At 71.8% G+C, this 17,612-nt stretch carries 21 protein-coding genes and 5 tRNA genes; 19 read left to right on the top strand and 7 right to left on the bottom strand.

Features of this window, described 5'->3' with window-relative positions:
- The first annotated feature begins 180 nt into the window (after positions 1-180).
- The 7 genes from ACWEPF_RS23260 to ACWEPF_RS23230 all read left to right on the top strand — a co-directional run bounded on the left by ACWEPF_RS23260 (position 181) and on the right by ACWEPF_RS23230 (position 3,221).
- Complete coding sequence (locus ACWEPF_RS23260; RefSeq protein WP_345289563.1) at positions 181-981, top strand: fumarylacetoacetate hydrolase family protein; 801 nt, start codon at positions 181-183, stop codon at positions 979-981.
- Positions 974-2,479 carry a glutamate--tRNA ligase gene (gene gltX, locus ACWEPF_RS23255; RefSeq protein ID WP_452173975.1) on the top strand — a complete coding sequence of 502 codons (1,506 nt, stop codon included), beginning with the start codon at positions 974-976 and terminating at the stop codon, positions 2,477-2,479. Before ACWEPF_RS23260 ends, gltX begins: the two co-directional genes overlap by 8 nt.
- Before the next feature lie 206 nt (positions 2,480-2,685).
- Positions 2,686-2,757, top strand: a tRNA-Gln gene (locus ACWEPF_RS23250).
- Between the two features lie 29 nt (positions 2,758-2,786).
- Positions 2,787-2,859 (top strand) — tRNA-Glu (locus tag ACWEPF_RS23245).
- A gap of 18 nt (positions 2,860-2,877) precedes the next feature.
- Positions 2,878-2,953: transfer RNA gene (locus ACWEPF_RS23240), tRNA-Glu, on the top strand.
- A gap of 70 nt (positions 2,954-3,023) precedes the next feature.
- A tRNA-Glu gene (locus ACWEPF_RS23235) sits at positions 3,024-3,099 on the top strand.
- A gap of 47 nt (positions 3,100-3,146) precedes the next feature.
- A tRNA-Gln gene (locus ACWEPF_RS23230) sits at positions 3,147-3,221 on the top strand.
- Positions 3,222-3,334: 113 nt separating this feature from the next.
- Here the strand turns inward: ACWEPF_RS23230 and ndgR are convergent.
- A complete protein-coding gene (gene ndgR / locus ACWEPF_RS23225; RefSeq protein WP_030275730.1) occupies positions 3,335-4,048 on the bottom strand; it encodes an IclR family transcriptional regulator NdgR in 714 nt (237 codons plus the stop codon).
- 170 nt (positions 4,049-4,218) lie between these two features.
- On the opposite strand from ndgR, the gene leuC reads away from it, so the two are divergent.
- The 4 genes from leuC (at position 4,219) to ACWEPF_RS23205 (ending at position 7,535) form a co-directional block, all read left to right on the top strand.
- Positions 4,219-5,640 (top strand): 3-isopropylmalate dehydratase large subunit, encoded by a 1,422-nt coding sequence (gene leuC, locus ACWEPF_RS23220; protein WP_345289565.1) that lies wholly within the window; start codon positions 4,219-4,221, stop codon positions 5,638-5,640.
- A 5-nt stretch (positions 5,641-5,645) separates the two neighbouring features.
- Positions 5,646-6,242 (top strand): 3-isopropylmalate dehydratase small subunit, encoded by a 597-nt coding sequence (leuD, locus tag ACWEPF_RS23215; RefSeq protein WP_452173974.1) that lies wholly within the window; start codon positions 5,646-5,648, stop codon positions 6,240-6,242.
- A 191-nt stretch (positions 6,243-6,433) separates the two neighbouring features.
- The gene (locus ACWEPF_RS23210; RefSeq protein WP_345290238.1) at positions 6,434-6,658 is read left to right on the top strand and encodes an SCO5555 family protein; all 225 of its coding nucleotides are present in this window, start codon (positions 6,434-6,436) and stop codon (positions 6,656-6,658) included.
- 133 nt (positions 6,659-6,791) lie between these two features.
- Positions 6,792-7,535, top strand: a complete 744-nt coding sequence (locus ACWEPF_RS23205; RefSeq protein WP_345290239.1) for an HU family DNA-binding protein — start codon at positions 6,792-6,794, stop codon at positions 7,533-7,535.
- Between the two features lie 118 nt (positions 7,536-7,653).
- On the opposite strand, the gene ACWEPF_RS23200 is transcribed toward ACWEPF_RS23205, so the two are convergent.
- Positions 7,654-8,412 carry a GntR family transcriptional regulator gene (locus tag ACWEPF_RS23200; RefSeq protein WP_452173973.1) on the bottom strand — a complete coding sequence of 253 codons (759 nt, stop codon included), beginning with the start codon at positions 8,410-8,412 and terminating at the stop codon, positions 7,654-7,656.
- Positions 8,413-8,553: 141 nt separating this feature from the next.
- On the opposite strand from ACWEPF_RS23200, the gene ACWEPF_RS23195 reads away from it, so the two are divergent.
- The gene (locus tag ACWEPF_RS23195; protein ID WP_345285472.1) at positions 8,554-8,799 is read left to right on the top strand and encodes a hypothetical protein; all 246 of its coding nucleotides are present in this window, start codon (positions 8,554-8,556) and stop codon (positions 8,797-8,799) included.
- A complete protein-coding gene (locus ACWEPF_RS23190; RefSeq protein WP_449798088.1) occupies positions 8,796-9,068 on the top strand; it encodes a hypothetical protein in 273 nt (90 codons plus the stop codon). Before ACWEPF_RS23195 ends, ACWEPF_RS23190 begins: the two co-directional genes overlap by 4 nt.
- Before the next feature lie 36 nt (positions 9,069-9,104).
- On the opposite strand, the gene ACWEPF_RS23185 is transcribed toward ACWEPF_RS23190, so the two are convergent.
- Complete coding sequence (locus tag ACWEPF_RS23185) at positions 9,105-9,332, bottom strand: hypothetical protein (protein ID WP_452173972.1); 228 nt, start codon at positions 9,330-9,332, stop codon at positions 9,105-9,107.
- Positions 9,333-9,467: 135 nt separating this feature from the next.
- Positions 9,468-10,148, bottom strand: a complete 681-nt coding sequence (gene cofC, locus ACWEPF_RS23180) for a 2-phospho-L-lactate guanylyltransferase (protein WP_452173971.1) — start codon at positions 10,146-10,148, stop codon at positions 9,468-9,470.
- Between the two features lie 158 nt (positions 10,149-10,306).
- On the opposite strand from cofC, the gene ACWEPF_RS23175 reads away from it, so the two are divergent.
- From ACWEPF_RS23175 to ACWEPF_RS23165, 3 genes are all read left to right on the top strand, one after another.
- A complete protein-coding gene (locus ACWEPF_RS23175; RefSeq protein ID WP_345285480.1) occupies positions 10,307-11,119 on the top strand; it encodes a lysophospholipid acyltransferase family protein in 813 nt (270 codons plus the stop codon).
- The gene (locus tag ACWEPF_RS23170) at positions 11,116-12,117 is read left to right on the top strand and encodes an NAD(P)H-dependent glycerol-3-phosphate dehydrogenase (protein ID WP_452173970.1); all 1,002 of its coding nucleotides are present in this window, start codon (positions 11,116-11,118) and stop codon (positions 12,115-12,117) included. The genes ACWEPF_RS23175 and ACWEPF_RS23170 overlap by 4 nt, the downstream gene beginning before the upstream one ends.
- Before the next feature lie 68 nt (positions 12,118-12,185).
- Entirely contained in the window at positions 12,186-13,325 is a 1,140-nt protein-coding gene (locus ACWEPF_RS23165) for a D-alanine--D-alanine ligase family protein (protein ID WP_345285482.1), read from the top strand.
- Here ACWEPF_RS23165 and ACWEPF_RS23160 read toward each other — a convergent pair.
- Positions 13,322-13,846, bottom strand: a complete 525-nt coding sequence (locus tag ACWEPF_RS23160) for a DUF3515 domain-containing protein (RefSeq protein WP_452173969.1) — start codon at positions 13,844-13,846, stop codon at positions 13,322-13,324. The genes ACWEPF_RS23165 and ACWEPF_RS23160 overlap by 4 nt on opposite strands.
- A gap of 19 nt (positions 13,847-13,865) precedes the next feature.
- On the bottom strand, positions 13,866-14,099 hold the full coding sequence (locus tag ACWEPF_RS23155; protein ID WP_345285486.1) for an Lrp/AsnC family transcriptional regulator: 234 nt from the start codon (positions 14,097-14,099) through the stop codon (positions 13,866-13,868).
- A 140-nt stretch (positions 14,100-14,239) separates the two neighbouring features.
- Between ACWEPF_RS23155 and ACWEPF_RS23150 the strand changes: the two genes are divergently transcribed.
- The 3 genes from ACWEPF_RS23150 to thiD all read left to right on the top strand — a co-directional run bounded on the left by ACWEPF_RS23150 (position 14,240) and on the right by thiD (position 17,194).
- Positions 14,240-15,214: a thiamine-phosphate kinase gene (locus ACWEPF_RS23150; RefSeq protein WP_452173968.1), complete on the top strand. Its 975-nt coding sequence runs from the start codon at positions 14,240-14,242 to the stop codon at positions 15,212-15,214.
- Positions 15,215-15,349: 135 nt separating this feature from the next.
- Positions 15,350-16,375, top strand: a complete 1,026-nt coding sequence (locus ACWEPF_RS23145) for a 6-phosphofructokinase (protein ID WP_345285490.1) — start codon at positions 15,350-15,352, stop codon at positions 16,373-16,375.
- A gap of 24 nt (positions 16,376-16,399) precedes the next feature.
- Positions 16,400-17,194: a bifunctional hydroxymethylpyrimidine kinase/phosphomethylpyrimidine kinase gene (thiD, locus tag ACWEPF_RS23140; RefSeq protein WP_452173967.1), complete on the top strand. Its 795-nt coding sequence runs from the start codon at positions 16,400-16,402 to the stop codon at positions 17,192-17,194.
- A gap of 125 nt (positions 17,195-17,319) precedes the next feature.
- Here the strand turns inward: thiD and rpmB are convergent, their stop codons facing one another.
- On the bottom strand, positions 17,320-17,505 hold the full coding sequence (gene rpmB / locus ACWEPF_RS23135; protein WP_082598345.1) for a 50S ribosomal protein L28: 186 nt from the start codon (positions 17,503-17,505) through the stop codon (positions 17,320-17,322).
- Positions 17,506-17,612: the final 107 nt, after the last annotated feature.

Below are 17,612 nucleotides of genomic sequence, written 5' to 3'. Positions count from 1 at the left end.
TCCCCACATCTTACCCAACCCCCCCCCTTTCCTTTTATCGCCCGGCGGCCCTGGGTTCCCCCGCGGGGGGGGCCCCCCCCCCCCCCCGGGGGGCCCCGCGCCCCTCGCGTCATATCCTGGGAGCCGTTCCAGACAGGGCCCGGTCAGGCCGGTGCCCGACCGACCGAGAGGCTCTCCACCGTGCGCATTGCCAGGTTCTCCGTCCGGGAAGGCAGCCCTGCCGCCGGCAGCGTCTCCTTCGGTGTGGTCGAGGGCGATCCGGCCCAGCCCGAAACCCTGGTGGTGCACGCCCTGGCCGGCCACCCGATCGTCTCGCTCCAACTGAGCGGCGAGAGCTACCGGATGCAGGACATCCGCCTGCTCTCCCCGATCCTCCCCAACAAGGTGGTCGCGGTCGGCCGCAACTACGCGGCGCACGCGGCCGAGCTGGGCCACGAGGTCCCCGACGTCCCGCTGACCTTCTTCAAGCCGTCCACCTCCGTGATCGGCCCCACCGAGGCGATCGCGTACCCGCCGTTCTCCTCCGACGTCCAGCACGAGGCCGAACTGGCCGTGGTGATCGGCCGGATGGGCCGCGAGGTCCCGGTGGACCGGGTCCCCGAGGTGATCTTCGGCTACACCTGCGCCAACGACGTGACCGCCCGCGACGTCCAGCAGCGCGAGGGCCAGTGGGCCCGCGCCAAGGGCTTCGACACCTCCTGCCCGCTCGGCCCGTGGATCGAGACCGAGCTGGACCCGAGCGACCTGGCGATCACCTGCACCGTCAACGGCGAGCTCAAGCAGGCCGGCCGCACCTCCCAGATGGTCCGCTCGATCGCCGAGCTGATCGCGCACATCTCCGAGGCCATGACCCTGCTCCCCGGCGACGTCATCCTCACCGGCACCCCGGCCGGGGTCGGCCCGATCCAGGTCGGCGACGAGGTCGCCGTCACCGTCGAGGGCATCGGCACCCTCTCCAACAAGGTGGTCAAGCGTGGCTGACACCGCCCTGGACCCGACCGTCCGGGTCCGCTTCTGCCCCTCGCCGACCGGCAACCCGCACGTCGGCCTGGTCCGCACCGCCCTCTTCAACTGGGCCTTCGCCCGCCACCACGGCGGCACCCTGGTCTTCCGGATCGAGGACACCGACGCGGCCCGCGACTCCGAGGAGTCCTACGAGCAGCTGCTGGACGCCATGCGCTGGCTCGGCTTCGACTGGAACGAGGGCCCCGAGGTCGGCGGCCCGCACGCCCCCTACCGGCAGTCCCAGCGGATGGGCATCTACGCCGAGGTGGCCGACAAGCTGCTGGCCGGCGGCCACGCCTACCGCTGCTACTGCTCCACCGAGGAGCTGGACGCCCGCCGCGAGGCCGCCCGCGCGGCCGGCAAGCCCTCCGGCTACGACGGCCACTGCCGGGAGCTGACGCAGGAGCAGACCGCCGCCTTCCTCGCCGAGGGCCGCGCGCCGATCGTCCGCTTCCGGATGCCCGACCGCACCATCGCCTTCGACGACCTGGTCCGCGGCACCCTCAGCTTCGAGCCCGAGAACGTGCCCGACTACGGCATCGTCCGGGCCAACGGCGCCCCGCTCTACACCCTGGTCAACCCGGTGGACGACGCCCTGATGGGCATCACCCACGTGCTCCGCGGCGAGGACCTGCTCTCCTCGACGCCCCGTCAGATCGCCCTCTACGCCGCCCTGGCCGAGATCGGCGTCGGCAACGGCACCACCCCGCGCTTCGGCCACCTGCCGTACGTGATGGGCGAGGGCAACAAGAAGCTCTCCAAGCGCGACCCGCAGGCCAGCCTCAACCTCTACCGGGAGCGCGGCTTCCTCCCCGAGGGTCTGCTCAACTACCTCTCCCTGCTGGGCTGGTCGCTGGCCGAGGACCGGGACCTGTTCTCGATGGACGAGCTGGTCGCCAACTTCGACATCGCCAAGGTGAACTCCAACCCGGCCCGCTTCGACCTCAAGAAGTGCGAGGCGATCAACGCGCACCACCTGCGCGAGCTGGCCCCCGAGGACTTCGTCCGCCGCCTGGTGCCCTACCTCCAGGCCCCCGGCCTGCTCCCGGCCGAGCCCACCTTTGCCCAGCTCGACCTGCTGGCGAAGGTGGCCCCGCTCACCCAGGAGCGGATGGTGGTGCTCTCCGAGATCGTCACCATGGCCGGCTTCCTCTTCGTCGACCCGGCCGACTTCGCGCTCGACCCGGACGACGCGGCCAAGGTGCTGACCCCGGACGCCCGCCCGGTGCTGGAGGCGAGCATCGCGGCCCTGACCGCGCTGCCCGACTTCACCCCCGACCCGATCCAGGCCGCCCTGCGCGAGGCCCTGGTGGACGGGCTGGGCATCAAGCCCAAGTTCGCCTTCACCCCGCTGCGCGTCGCGGTCACCGGCCGCCGGGTCTCCCCGCCGCTCTTCGAGTCGATGGAGCTGCTCGGCCGCGAGGAGACGCTGCGCCGTCTGGGGGCCGCCCTGGACGCCGTCCCGACGGCCTGACCGGCCGCTGCCGGGGGGCTGCGTGACCAGCCGCGCAGCCCCCCGGCACCCTGCCTGCGGTTATGGATTTTGGAGCAGGGCCGGGAGTCGGGTAATGTTCTTTCTGCGCCGCCCGGGAGGGACAGGGCGAGGGACCAGAAGCCTCGTCAGGAAGCAACCAAGCGGCCGCAACGCCGAGTGAAACCCCGTCAGGGGCTCAACTCTGGTGGGGTATGGTGTAATTGGCAGCACGAGTGATTCTGGTTCATTTAGTCTAGGTTCGAGTCCTGGTACCCCAGCGCAGTACGAGCAAGACCCAGCAGTACAAGCCCCCGTTGTGTAGCGGCCTAGCACGCTGCCCTCTCACGGCAGTAGCGCCGGTTCGAATCCGGTCGGGGGTACGCACCACAAGAGAACAAGCCCCCGTTGTGTAGCGGCCTAGCACGCTGCCCTCTCACGGCAGTAGCGCCGGTTCGAATCCGGTCGGGGGTACCAGATCCTCTCCACTGTCCCCGTCGGACGAGTTCGCAACCCCGGCACGGACGAAGCACAGGATCGCCAGTTTGCCCCCGTTGTGTAGCGGCCTAGCACGCTGCCCTCTCACGGCAGTAGCGCCGGTTCGAATCCGGTCGGGGGTACCAGAGCGAAAGGCCGGTGGGCTTCACAGCCCACTGGCCCGATGCTTTGTTGGGGTATGGTGTAATTGGCAGCACGAGTGATTCTGGTTCATTTAGTCTAGGTTCGAGTCCTGGTACCCCAGCCAGTGAGAAGCCCCGGATATCCGGGGCTTTTTTGCATTTCCGGGCGAATGCGCGGACGAAACGAGAACGGCCCCCTTCCGGGGGCCGTTCTGCATTTCGGACGGATGCTCGGCGGTCAGCCTCTGCGGAGGGCTTCGGTGAGGCGGTTGGCGGCCTCGATGATGGCCTGGGCGTGCAGGCGGCCGGGGTGGCGGGTGAGGCGCTCGATCGGGCCGGAGACCGAGACGGCGGCCACCACGCGGTTGGAGGGGCCGCGCACGGGCGCGGAGACGGAGGCCACGCCGGGCTCCCGCTCGCCGATGGACTGGGCCCAGCCGCGGCGCCGGACGCCGCTGAGCGCCGTCGCGGTGAACCGGGCGCCCTGGAGGCCGCGGTGCAGGCGCTCGGGCTCCTCCCAGGCCAGCAGGACCTGGGCGGCGGAGCCGGCCTTCATCGGCAGCGTGGAGCCGACCGGGACGGTGTCCCGCAGACCGGACAGCCGCTCGGCGGCGGCCACGCAGATCCGCATCTCGCCCTGGCGGCGGTAGAGCTGGGCGCTCTCGCCGGTGACGTCGCGCAGGTGCGTCAGCACCGGCCCGGCGGTGGCGAGCAGGCGGTCCTCGCCCGCCGCTGCGGAGAGTTCGGCGAGCCGGGGGCCGAGGATGAACCGGCCCTGCATGTCCCTGGTGACCAGGCGGTGGTGTTCGAGTGCGACGGCGAGACGGTGGGCCGTGGGGCGCGCCAGACCGGTGGCGGCGACCAGCCCCGCCAACGTGGCGGGGCCCGACTCCAGTGCGCTGAGCACCAGAGCGGCCTTGTCGAGAACGCCGACGCCGCTAGTGTTGTCCATGCCCTAAGACTGCAGTCTCAGTCCGCGAGACGCAAGTTCAATTTCCCGAGAAACGCGCCACTCTTGGTGGAGCAGCCCGGAAGACACCCAGGATCCAGCCTTACCAGGCTGTCCACATCCTGGACAACAGAGACGAGCGGCCGGCAACGCGGCCGGCTGGAGGGAATCCGATGGGACGGACACTTGCGGAGAAGGTCTGGGACGACCACGTCGTCCGGCGCGCGGAGGGCGAGCCCGACCTGCTCTACATCGACCTGCACCTGCTCCACGAGGTGACCAGCCCGCAGGCCTTCGACGGCCTCCGGCTGGCCGGTCGCAAGGTCCGCCGGACGGATCTCACGATCGCCACCGAGGACCACAACACCCCGACGCTGGACATCGACAAGCCGATCGCCGACCCGGTCTCCCGGGTCCAGCTGGAGACGCTGCGGAAGAACGCCGAGGAGTTCGGCGTCCGCATCCACTCGCTGGGCGACGTCGAGCAGGGCGTGGTGCACGTGGTCGGCCCGCAGCTGGGCCTGACCCAGCCGGGCACCACCGTGGTCTGCGGCGACTCGCACACCTCGACCCACGGCGCCTTCGGCGCGCTGGCGTTCGGCATCGGCACCAGCCAGGTCGAGCACGTGCTGGCCACCCAGACGCTGCCGCTGGCCCCGTTCAAGACCATGGCCATCACGGTCGAGGGCGAGCTGCCCGAGGGCGTCACCGCCAAGGACCTGATCCTGGCCATCATCACCAAGATCGGCACCGGCGGCGGCCAGGGCTACGTCCTGGAGTACCGCGGCTCGGCGATCCGCAGCCTCTCCATGGAGGCCCGGATGACCATCTGCAACATGTCGATCGAGGCCGGCGCCCGGGCGGGCATGATCGCCCCGGACCGCACCACCTTCGACTACCTGGAGGGCCGTCCGCACGCCCCGAAGGGCGCCGACTGGGACGCCGCGGTGGAGTACTGGTCCACCCTGGCCACCGACGAGGACGCGGTCTTCGACGCCGAGGTGTTCATCGACGCCGCCGCGCTGACCCCCTTCGTCACCTGGGGCACCAACCCGGGCCAGGGCGCGCCGCTGGGCGCCAACGTGCCGAACCCGGAGGACTTCGAGGACCCGCAGGAGCGGACCGCCGCGGAGAACGCCCTCAAGTACATGGGCCTGGAGGCCGGCACGCCGCTGCGCGAGGTCAAGGTGGACGCCGTCTTCGTCGGCTCCTGCACCAACGGCCGGATCGAGGACCTGCGGGCCGCCGCGGCCATCCTGGACGGCCGTCAGATCGCCGACGGGGTAAGGATGCTGGTCGTCCCCGGCTCCGTCCGGGTCGCGCTGCAGGCGGTCGAGGAGGGCCTGGACAAGGTCTTCACCGCGGCCGGCGCCGAGTGGCGGCACGCCGGGTGCTCGATGTGCCTGGGCATGAACCCCGACCAGCTGGCTCCCGGCGAGCGCTGCGCCTCCACCTCGAACCGCAACTTCGAGGGCCGGCAGGGCAAGGGCGGCCGCACCCACCTGGTCTCCCCACAGGTCGCCGCGGCGACCGCCCTGGTGGGCCGCCTGGCCGCGCCGTCCGACCTGTCCGACCGCGCTTCTGTGGAGGTCTGAGCGCCATGGAGAAGTTCACCACGCACACCGGCCGGGCCGTCCCGCTGCGCCGCAGCAACGTCGACACCGACCAGATCATCCCGGCGCACTGGCTGAAGAAGGTCACCCGCTCCGGCTTCGAGGACGGCCTGTTCGAGGCCTGGCGCAAGGACGAGACCTTCGTCCTCAACCTGCCCGAGCGCCAGGGCGCCTCGGTGCTGGTGGCCGGCCCCGAGTTCGGCACCGGCTCCTCCCGCGAGCACGCGGTCTGGGCGCTCCAGAACTACGGCTTCCAGGCCGTGATCTCCTCGCGCTTCGCCGACATCTTCCGGGGCAACTCGCTGAAGAACGGCCTGCTCACCGTGGTCCTGCCGCAGGAGACGGTCGAGCGGCTGTGGGCGCTGACCGAGGCCGACCCGACGGTCGAGATCACCGTCGACCTGGAGGCCCGGGAGGTCCGCGCCGAGGGCGTGACCGCCTCCTTCGAGTTGGACGACAACGTCCGCTGGCGCCTGCTCAACGGCCTGGACGACATCAGCATCACGCTCCAGAACGAGGGGGACATCGCCGAGTTCGAGGCGACCCGACCCTCCTTCAAGCCGCGTACCCTGCCGGTCGCCTGAGGCTCCGAAACCTGACGCTCCACCGGATGGCCCACCCCTCTCTAGGGGTGGGCCATCCGTCTGTTCCGGGCCCGAGTTGAGCTCCGGATAAACCCCCGCGCAGCGCAACTCCGCACAGATGGCACAATCGTTGCATGCACCGGCACCATGAACCTCCGTACGGGGATGGCGAACCCGCCGCCTCGGAGGGGATGGACACCCCGGAAGTCGCCGCGCTGTACGCGCTGGTGGCCGAGCGGTTGAAGCTGGCACACGACCGCGTTCATGCGCTGAACGTGTCAACCGAGGCAAAGACCGCTCTCACTCGTCAGCTCTTGATCGTCACCGAGACCGCCAAGCGTGATCTCCCGGGGGCGGCAAGGAGGTTGGCGCGCTTTGTCCAAGACCTCGACGAGGGGCACCCGCCGCTCGGATGAGGCGCCGAACGCGCAAATCCATTGCGACACTAGGGTGATTCGCGCGTTTGGTAATTGAAACTCCGCAGATACATACCTAACGTGCGAAAAGAACGGATGGAATCATCCGGCGCCCGTTTCCGAAGGGGAAGACGTGAACAAGGCTCAGCTTGTCGAAGCGGTGGCCGAGCAGCTGGGCGGTCGCAAGGCTGCCGCAGAGGCCGTCGACGCAGTGCTCGACACCATGGTGCGTGCCGTCGTGGCGGGTGACCGCGTGTCGGTCACCGGCTTCGGCACCTTCGAGAAGGTCGACCGCTCCGCGCGGTTCGCCCGCAACCCGCAGACCGGCGAGCGCGTCAAGGTCAAGAAGACCGCCGTCCCGCGCTTCCGCCCGGGCCAGGGCTTCAAGGACCTCGTCGCCGGCAGCAAGAAGCTGCCGAAGGACGGTCCGTCGGTGAAGAAGGCCCCCAAGGGCTCCCTCACCCCGGGCAAGACCGGCACCACCGCCGCGGTCAAGCGCGCCGCCACCAAGCGCGCCACCACCGCCGCTGCCGCCGCTCCGGCCAAGCGCACCGCCGCCAAGAAGACCACGGCGGCCGCCGCCGCTCCGGCCAAGAAGACCGTGGCCAAGAAGACCACCGCCACGGTCGCGAAGAAGGCCACCGCGGTCAAGAAGACGGCTGCCGCCACCAAGGCCGCCGCGACCAAGGCCACCGCCACCAAGACCGCTGCGGCCAAGAAGGCCACCCCGGTCAAGAAGACCACCGCGGCCAAGGCCACCCCGGCGAAGAAGACCACCGCCGCGGCCAAGAAGACCACCGCGACCGCGAAGAAGACCGCGCCGGCGAAGAAGACCACCGCGCGCAAGACCACCTCGCGCCGTTCCACCGCCAAGTAATTCCTGGCGGAAGGTCAGCCGACGGCGGGTCAACTGCCGTGAGCCGTGGCGGCTCGCATCCGGGGAATCCCCGGAAGCGGGCCGCCACGGCTCTTTCGTGCCCGGAGGCGGCTACGACTCAGGATTCCTGACGGACGATCGGGAGTTCGTAGGTGATCTCCCAACGCGAGTCCGGGATGACCAGGTCGGCGGTCTCCACGGCCCGGCCGTCGCCGTCGAGGTGGGTGCGCTCGATCAGCGTCACCAGGTCCCCGGCCGAGACGCCGAGCAGGACCGCCTGCTGCGCGGTGGCCCGGGCCGGGCGCGTTCGCTCCACCGCGCGCTCCACGTTCACCCCGATCGCCGCCATCCGCCGCACCACGCCCTGGCCGGCCAGCGGGCCGTACTCGGGGCAGATCACCGGGGAGCCCTCGGTGACGGACATCGGCTCCCAGCTGTCGGCCAGCAGCACGGGCTGACCACCGATCAGGTACTCGTAGGCGGTGTGCACCGTCGGGGCGCCGGGCTCGATGCCGAGGCGGGCGGCGGTCGCGGGCGGGGCCGGGACGTTGGTGGAGGTGCTGGACTCCCAGCTGCCCTCCTCGCCGGTCTCCCCGAGCTGGGCGCGGAACGAGACCGGGGCGCCGACCCGGGAGCGGAGCATCGGACGCCGCACCACCGGCTGCCGGACGTAGGTGCCGGAGCCCGCGCGGCCTGCCAGCAGCCCCTCGGTGATCAGCACCTCCTGGGCCCGCTGCAGCACGTTCTCGCCGACGTCGTACTCGACCGCGAGCTTGGCGCGGGACGGCAGCCGCTCGCCGACCTGCCACTCTCCCCGGCCGACGCGGGCGCGCAGGTCGTCGGCGACGCGCTGGTACTGGCGCTCAGCAGGTGACATCCGGACGCTCCCCGGCGGCAGGCACGACCCTGCCGGTTCGACAGGGCGGGTGAATCAGCGTTGACAATCTAATGCATCAGGTGGAATCTAATTGTTTAGATTTACTTTGCGTGACCAGCTGCTCGCGGGGAGAGTCGTTGCGTGCGAACCACCAGGGTGTTCGACCTCGCCCATCGCCTGGCCGTGACCACGGGGGCCCGGGCGAGGGTCCGCCTGCGGGACGGTGGTTGGCGGGTGTCCGTGGTGCTGCCCGGGGACCTCGGCGTCGAGGCGCAGCTCGCGGTGCTGGACCTGTTGGCCACCGCCGACCGGTTCGGTCACGACCGCACGGACGAGGCCCAGGGGGTCTGGGCCGAGATCGACCACGAGCAGGGGAGCACCACGTGACCAGCCCGACGCCGTCGTACACCGTCGAGATCGAGGACGTCACCGCACCCGCCGTCTTCGCGCGGCTCCCGGACGCCCTGGCGGCGCTCTGGGAGGCGCTCAGGGTGCTGCCGCTGGGGTGGACCCAGTACGAGGCGTACCGGTACTTCCTCGGGCCGGGGGCGGTCGAGCGGGTGACCGAAAGCCTGGAGCGGGACGGTGAGTTGAGGCTCAGCTTCGCGATGGGCGGGCGCTCGCACCTGGTGTCGGTCGGGGTGCTGCGGGACTGAGCGGTCGGGGTGCCGCGGGGCCGGGCGGACGGGGCGTCAGGCCTGCGGGTCGGCCGGGTCCGGGAAGGTCTGGAGGGTGAGGAAGACGACGCGGCGGGTGTCGCCGGTGCCCTCGGTGCGGATGCGCAGGCGCTGGCCGGGGCGGAGCAGGCGCAGGCCGCCGGCGTCGAAGGCGGCGGCGTCGAAGGGGACCGGGGTGCCGTCGTCGAGGAGGACGGAGCCGCTGCGGGTCGCCGGGTCGAAGGTGTAGGAGGTGGCCTGCATGGGGGCAGCATAGCGAGGCGCGCCGTGGCGGGCCCACGTGCAACCGGCTCCTGTGCCCCGACCTCGCGGGAGTCGTCTTCCGGTTCGCGCAGTTCCTCGCGCCCCTGGGGTGCTGCCCTTCCGCACGCCGGCGCGTCAGTGCGCGTCGACGAGTGGGAGAGCGGCCGTGGTGTGGGGACCGAGGCCGAGGGCGCGGGCCTCGTGGAGGTCCTCGCCGGTGTCGACGTCGCGGCGGACGGACGGGACGCCGGGGAGGGTGAGTTCAGTGGTGCCGGCCGCGGTGTGGCGGGCTCGGGAGCCGTCGCCGAAGCGCGGGTCGAGGGGCAGGCCGGGCAGGGCGGCGAGCAGGGTGGTGCCGAGGCCGGGGGAGTCGGCGAGGAAGCTGCGGCCGGAGCGGGCGGCGGCCGCCAGGACCAGGGAGAGTTCGGCGGGCCGCAGGGCGGGCAGGTCGGCGGAGAGCGCCGCGACGGGGGAGCGCGGGGCGATCCGGCGGGCCCGCGAAGCGCCGTGGGCCAGGGCGGGGTTGAGGCCGCCGCCCGGTTCGTCGGTGACCACCAGGGCGCCGAGGCGGGTGAGTTCGGCCCCGGCCGTCGGGTCGGTGGTGACCACCAGGACCCGGGCCACCGCCGGGCAGGCCAGCGCCGCGGCCACGGTGTCCAGCGCGAAGGCGAGCGCGAGCGCCGTCCTGCGCTCCCCGGCGAAGGGGCCGAGCCGGCTCTTGGCCAGGGCGAGCCGCTTCACGGGCAACACCAGCGACCACTCGGGGTGGGGCGCGGGCGTGACGGCTGGTGCGGGGCGTACCGTGTCCTGGGTCATCGGCGCCATTCTGACGCCGGTGCCGTGACCCCGGCCAGGCGGCCCGCCCGCCCGGCGCCGGGAACGCGCTCGACAGCGGCCGGGCCAGCCGTGAGACTGGTCCGCCACGACGGACCCGTGGCACCAGGTGTGCGACGGACGAGGAAAGAGGAGCAGGGGTGGCCCGCTCGAACGCCCGGTTCGGCAACGCCGACTACGGGATCTGGTACCGCTTCGCGGCCGTACTCGTGAAGCCGGTCACCACGGCCCTGGTGAAGCCGGACTGGCGGGGTTGGGAGCACCTGCCCGAGAAGGGCGGCTTCCTCGCGGTGGTGAACCACAACTCGGTGATCGACCCGGTGGTCTACGCCCACTGGCAGTACAACAGCGGCCGTCCGCCGCGGATACTGGGCAAGTCCCAGCTGTTCTCGGTGCCGTTCATCGGGTTCATGCTGCGCAAGACCGGCCAGATCCCGGTGTTCCGCGAGTCCACCGACGCGGCCGAGGCGTTCCGCGCGGCGATCGACGCCATCGACCGGGGCCAGTGCGTGCAGTTCTACCCCGAGGGCACCCTGACCCGGGACCCGGAGCTCTGGCCGATGACCGGCAAGAGCGGCGCGGCCCGGGTCGCGCTGATGACCGGTGCGCCGGTGATCCCGGTCGCGCACTGGGGCGCGCACGAGATCATCCCGCCCTACGGCCGGGGCGGGAAGGGCAAGTTCAACCTCTTCCCCCGGCACAAGGTGACGGTGGCGGCCGGGCCGCCGGTGGACCTGAGCAAGTACCAGGGGCAGGAACTGACCGCCCAGGTGCTGCGCGACGCCACCGAGGACATCATGGCCGCGATCACCGAGGTGCTGGCCGGCATCCGCGGCGAGGACGCGCCGGCCGAGCGGTACGACATGCGCAAGGCGGCCCGCGACCGGGCGGTCAAGGCCGCGGCCAAGAAGGACCGGGCCGCGGGCACCAGCACCGAGGGGGAGTCCGAATGACCCGCTGCGCCGTCTTCGGCACCGGCTCCTGGGGCACCGCGTTCGCCGTGGTGATGGCGGACGCCGGCTGCGAGGTGACCCTCTGGGGCCGCCGCAAGGAGTTGGTGGACGCCATCAACACCACCCACGTCAATCCGGACTACCTGCCGGACACCGTGCTCCCGGACGGCGTCCGGGCCACCACCGACCCCGCCGAGGCGCTCGCCGGGGCGGACTTCGCGGTGCTGGTGGTGCCCTCCCAGACGCTCCGTCAGAACCTGGCCGACTGGGCCCCGCTGCTCGACGGGCGGACGGTGCTGGTCTCGCTGATGAAGGGCGTCGAGCTCGGCACGGCCAAGCGGATGTCCGAGGTGATCCAGGAGGTCGCCGGAGTCGGCCCGGCCCGGGTCGCGGTGATCAGCGGGCCCAACCTGGCCCGGGAGATCGCCGACCGGCAGCCCGCCGCCTCGGTGGTCGCCTGCGCCGACGAGGCGGTCGCCAAGCGGCTCCAGACGGCCTGTCACACCCCCTACTTCCGCCCGTACACCTCCACCGACGTGGTCGGCTGCGAGCTCGGCGGCGCGGTCAAGAACGTGATCGGCCTGGCGGTCGGGATGGCCGACGGCATGGGCCTGGGCGACAACACCAAGGCCACCCTGATGACCCGCGGCCTGGCCGAGATCACCCGGCTCGGCCTCACCCTGGGCGCGGACCCGTACACCTTCGCCGGCCTGGCCGGGATGGGCGACCTGGTGGCGACCTGCTCCTCGCCGCTCTCCCGCAACCACACCTTCGGCTTCAACCTGGGCCGCGGCATGACCGTGGAGCAGACCGTCGCCGCCACCAAGCAGACCGCCGAGGGCGTCAAGTCCTGCGAGTCGGTGCTCGACCTGGGCCGCCGCCACGGGGTCGACATGCCGATCGTGCAGGCGGTGGTCGACGTGGTGCACCACGGGCGGCCGACCCAGGAGGTGCTGGCCGGGCTGATGGCCCGTTCGGCGAAGCCCGAGAGGCGCTGAGGGCTGACGGTCCGACACCGTGCGGGTGTCTTCCCCGGAAACATCCGCACGGTAGTCTCAAATGCGATATGAGCATCGAACAGACCTCCCCGAACGCGGCCAAGCCGCGCGTTGCGATCGTCTTCGGCGGACGCAGCTCCGAGCACGCCATCTCGGTCGTCACCGCCGGCAGCGTGCTCCGGGCGATCGACCGGAGCAAGTACGAGGTGCTGCCGATCGGCATCACCCATGAGGGCCGGTGGGCCCTGGTCGGCGACGAGCCGGGCCGGATGGCCATCACCGACGGGAAGCTCCCCGACGTGGACGGCATCGCCGAGTCCACCGAGGGTCAGGTCGCGCTGCCGGGCAGCCCGGCCAGCCGCGAGGTGGTCTGGAGCGAGCCCGGTGCCGCGCCCAAGGTGCTCGGCGAGGTGGACGTGGTGCTGCCGCTGCTGCACGGTCCGTGGGGCGAGGACGGCACCATCCAGGGTCTGCTGGAGCTCTCCGGGGTGCCGTACGTCGGCTCCGGCGTGCTGGCCAGCGCGGCCGGGATGGACAAGGAGTTCACCAAGCGGATCCTGGCCTCGCACGGCATCGGGGTCGGCCACTACACCGTGGTCCGCCCGCGCGAGTGGGAGAGCGAGCAGGGCCGCGCCGCCGCCCGCGAGCGGATCGCCGCGCTCGGCCTGCCGCTGTTCGTGAAGCCCTGCCGGGCCGGCTCCAGCATGGGCATCACCAAGGTCAAGGACCTGGCCGACCTGGACGCCGCGATCGACGAGGCGCGCCGCCACGACCCCAAGGTGATCGTGGAGCTCGGGGTGACGGGCCGTGAGATCGAGTGCGCGGTGCTGGAGTTCGAGGACGGCCCGCGGGCCAGCGTCGCGGCCGAGGTGCACGTCGGCGGCGGCTTCGAGTTCTACGACTTCGAGGCCAAGTACATCGACTCCTCCGAGGTCGAGATCCCGGCCAAGCTGACGGAGTCCGAGCTGGCCGAGATCCGGCGGCAGGCGGTGGCGGCCTTCGAGGCGCTCGGCTGCGAGGGTCTGGCCCGGGTCGACTTCTTCCTGCTGGAGGACGGCAGCTGGATGGTGAACGAGATCAACACCATGCCCGGCTTCACCCCCATCTCGGCCTACCCGAAGATGTGGGAGGCCACCGGCCTGCCGTACCCGGAGCTGATCGACCGGCTGCTGACCGCCGCGCTCAGCCGCTCGACCGGCCTGCGCTAGCCGTTGGCCGTCCCCGGCTGCTGCGCGAGCCAGCCGGGGACGGCCGCCTTGATGGCGTCGGTGAACGAGCTGAGCGGGTCGGCGTAGTTGGGGTAGGCACCCGCGGGCACCAGGACCTCCACGTAGGCGTCCCGCATGGTGGTGACGAAGCGGTAGCCGCCGTCCGCGTCCCGGCCCATGCCGAACTGGACGTCGTTCACCTCCGGCATGGAGGCGGTGCCCAGCTCGTTCAGGTACTCCGGCCGGTCGCTGCCGCAGGTCAGCACGGTGCGCGGCGAGCTGTCCCAGGCCGCCGTGTACGGCGAGGCCGGTGACGGGTCGTCACGCCGGTGGCCCAGCACCGTCCCCGGCAGCGCCTTGTCCAGCGCCTCGCAGGCGGCCAGCGCCTTGCCCCGGACCTGCGGGGGTTCGACGTCGGCGGGCAGGCTCCAGCTCCAGCCGAGCAGGCCCACGCAGGTCAGCAGCGCGGCGGGCGGGACGCCCCAGCGGACGGTGGCGGGGAGGCTGCTGAATCGGCTCACCCCGCGATGGTAGCCAGCCCTACAGGTTGACCACCGGGCAGGTGAGGGTGCGGGTGATGCCCTCGATCTGCTGGACCTGGGCGACCACCAGACGGCCGAGCTCGTCGATGGTGGCGGCCTCGGCGCGGACGATCACGTCGTACGGGCCGGTGACGTCCTCGGCGGAGACCACGCCCTGGATCTTCTGGATCTCCTGGGCCACGGCGGTCGCCTTGCCGACCTCGGTCTGGATCAGGATGTATGCCTGTACCACGGGGGACCTCCAGAGCGGGGTGGGCGGACCGGCGAAGTCCGCTCACCACGCTACCGCTGACCCCCGCCGCTGGGGAGCCCCCGGAGGGCGTACGCTGCGCGCAGACGGGGCGACTGGGGACAGTGGAGAGAGGACGGCAGATGCAGGGGACCGTGGGCGAGCTCGGCGAGTTCGGACTCATCAAGGAGCTCACCGCCCGGCTGCCGATGACCCCGGCCGTGGAGCTCGGGCCGGGCGACGACGCCGCCGTGGTGAAGGCGCCCGACAGCCGGGTGGTGGCCACCACCGACGTGCTGATCGAGGGCCGGCACTTCCGCCGGGACTGGTCCACCGCCTACGACGTCGGCCGCAAGTGCGCCGCCCAGAACCTCGCCGACATCGCCGCGATGGGCGCGGTCCCCACCGCGATACTGCTCGGCCTGGTGGCCCCGGCCGACCTCCCGACCACCTGGGCCACCGAACTGATGGACGGCCTGCGGGACGAGTGCCAGGTGGCCGGGGCCACCGTGGTCGGCGGCGACGTGGTGCGCGGCGACACCATCACGCTGGCCATCACCGCGCTCGGCGACCTCCAGGGCCGCGCCCCGGTGACCCGTTCGGGCGCCAGGACCGGCGACGTGGTCGCGGTCACCGGCTGGCTGGGCTGGTCCGCCGCCGGGCTCTCGGTGCTGACCCGGGGCTTCCGCTCGCCGCGCGCCTTCGTGGAGGCGCACCGCCGCCCCGAGCCGCCGTACCACGCGGGCCCGGCCGGCTCCGACCTCGGCGCCACCTCGATGATCGACGTCAGCGACGGCCTGGTGGCCGACCTCGGCCACGTCGCCCGGGCCAGCGGGGTGGACATCGACCTGCGCGCGGCCGACTTCGACGTGCCGGCCCAGATGGCCGACATCGGCCAGGCGGTCGGCATCGACCCGCTGGTCTGGGTGCTCTCCGGCGGCGAGGACCACGCGATCGTGGCCACCTTCCCGCCCACGGTCCAACTGCCCGCCCGCTGGCGGGTGGTCGGTGAGGTGGTCCGCCCGGCCAGCCCGGCGCGCGGGGGCGTGGTGACGGTGGACGGCGCGCCGTGGGACCGGGCGGGGGGCTGGGACCACTTCGCGGCGGAGGAGGACTGACGCCGTGTGAGGCGCGGGAATTCCGGTTGGGGCGGTTCGGGCGGCTAGTGTGAGCCCGTCGGCAATGTCCGTTTCGTTGGGTGTTGTCCGGCTCGTACGAGAATCCGACTAACCCGGCGGGAGAAGCACACCCCCATGCGCATCGGTGTCCTGACCAGCGGCGGAGACTGCCCCGGCCTCAATGCGGTGATCCGCTCGGTGGTGCACCGGGGCACCGACGTGCACGGCGACGAGATCATCGGCATCGAGGACGGCTTCCTCGGCCTGATCGAGGGCCGGACCCGTCCTGTCTCGCACGACGACGTCACCGGTCTGCTCACCCTCGGCGGCACCATCCTCGGCTCGGCCCGGGTGCAGCGCGAGCGCATCCAGTGGGCGGTGGAGAACGCCCAGGAGCTGGCGGGCAGGATCGGGATCGACGCGCTGATCGCCATCGGCGGCGAGGGCACGCTGACTGCCGCCCGGATGTTCAGCGACGCCGGGCTGCCGGTGGTCGGGGTCCCCAAGACCATCGACAACGACATCGACGCCACCGACGTGACCTTCGGCTTCGACACGGCCGTGCACGTGGCCACCGAGGCGATCGACCGCCTCAAGACCACCGCCGAATCGCACCAGCGGGTGATGGTGGTCGAGCTGATGGGCCGTCACACCGGCTGGATCACGCTGACCGCCGGGATGGCCGCCGGCGCCCACGGCATCCTGATCCCGGAGAAGGCCTTCGACATCGAGGCCGTCTCCCGGATGATCGAGGAGCGCTTCCGACGCGGCAAGAAGTTCGCCATCATCGCGGTCGCCGAGGGCGCCAAGCCCGCGCCCGGGACGCTCCGCTTCGACCACGGCTCGGTGGACCAGTACGGCCACCAGACCTTCGGCGGGATCGGCAACCGGCTGGCCATCGAGCTGGAGAACCTGCTCGGCAAGGAGGCCCGGCCGGTCATCCTGGGCCACACCCAGCGCGGCGGCACCCCCACCGCCCGGGACCGGGTACTCGCCACCCGCTTCGGCTGGCACGCCGTGGAGGCCGTCCACAAGGGCGCCTTCGGGCACTTCACCGCCCTGCGCGGCACCACCATCGAGCTGATCCCGGTGGCCGAGGCCGTCCAGCAGCTGAAGACCGTCCCCGAGGACCGCTGGGCGGAGTCCGAAGCCGTGCTCTGAGCCGGGTTCGATAGGTTGGCGCCCATGGTTGCTCCTCCTCGCGTACTCACCATCGCCGGCTCCGACAGCGGCGGCGGCGCCGGCATCCAGGCCGACCTCAAGGCGATGCTCGCGCTCGGCGTCCACGGCATGAGCGTGATCACCGCCGTCACCGCCCAGAACTCGGTCGGCGTCCAGGGCTACTGGGAGCTCCCGGCCGAGGCGGTCCGGGCCCAGTTCCGCAGCGTCGTGGACGACATCGGCGTGCAGGCGGTGAAGACCGGCATGCTCGCCTCGGTCGAGCTGGTGGAGACCGTCGCCGAGCTGCTCGCCGACGTCGGCGCCCCGGTGGTGGTCGACCCGGTCGGCGTCTCCAAGCACGGCGACGCGCTGCTCGCCGCCGAGGCGGTGGCCACCGTCCGGGAGAGGCTGCTGCCGGTCGCCACCCTCGCCACGCCCAACCTGCACGAGGTGACGCAGCTCACCGGCATCGAGGTGACCGGCGAGCGCGACATGGACGCCGCCGCCGAGGCGCTGCTCGGGTACGGGCCGCAGTGGGTGCTGGTCAAGGGCGGCCACCTGGACGGCGAGGCGGCCGACCTGCTGGCCGGGGCCGACGGCTCCCGCCACTGGTACCGGGCGCCGCGCCTGGACAACCGGCACACCCACGGCACCGGCTGCACGCTGGCCAGCGCGATCGCCAGTGAGCTGGCCAAGGGGTCGGAGATGCCGGAGGCGGTGGCCGCGGCCAAGGACTACATCACCGGTGCGATCCGCGGCGGCTTCGCGCTCGGAGCGGGCATCGGCCCGGTGGACCACGCCTGGCGCTGGCGCTCCTGAGACGTGCGGAGGGGCGGGCCCTCGCGGGCCCGCCCCTCACGCCCGCACCCGTGCGGGAAAGACAGAAAGCCGACCCGCCCTAGGGCGAATCGGCGATCTGGAGGACCGGCTAACCGGTCTGCGCGTCAGCGCGAGACCTTACCGGCCTTGATGCACGAGGTGCAGACGTTGAGCCGCTTCGGCGTCCGACCGACCGTCGCACGAACCGTCTGGATGTTGGGGTTCCAACGACGGGGGGTACGGCGGTGCGAGTGGGAGATGCTGTTGCCGAAGCCCGGCCCCTTGCCGCAGACGTCGCAGTTGGCAGCCACAGGAGTCACTCCAAGACTTCAGATCATTTACGTTCGAAAACCCCGGCTGAAAGAACTGGGCCACTCGCGTGGACCGGATCGGTTCAAGGGGTGCGCCCGGGTTGTTC

The sequence above is a fragment of the Kitasatospora sp. NPDC004289 genome (genome assembly GCF_053602875.1).
This window is presented reverse-complemented; position numbering and strand designations above follow the sequence as displayed.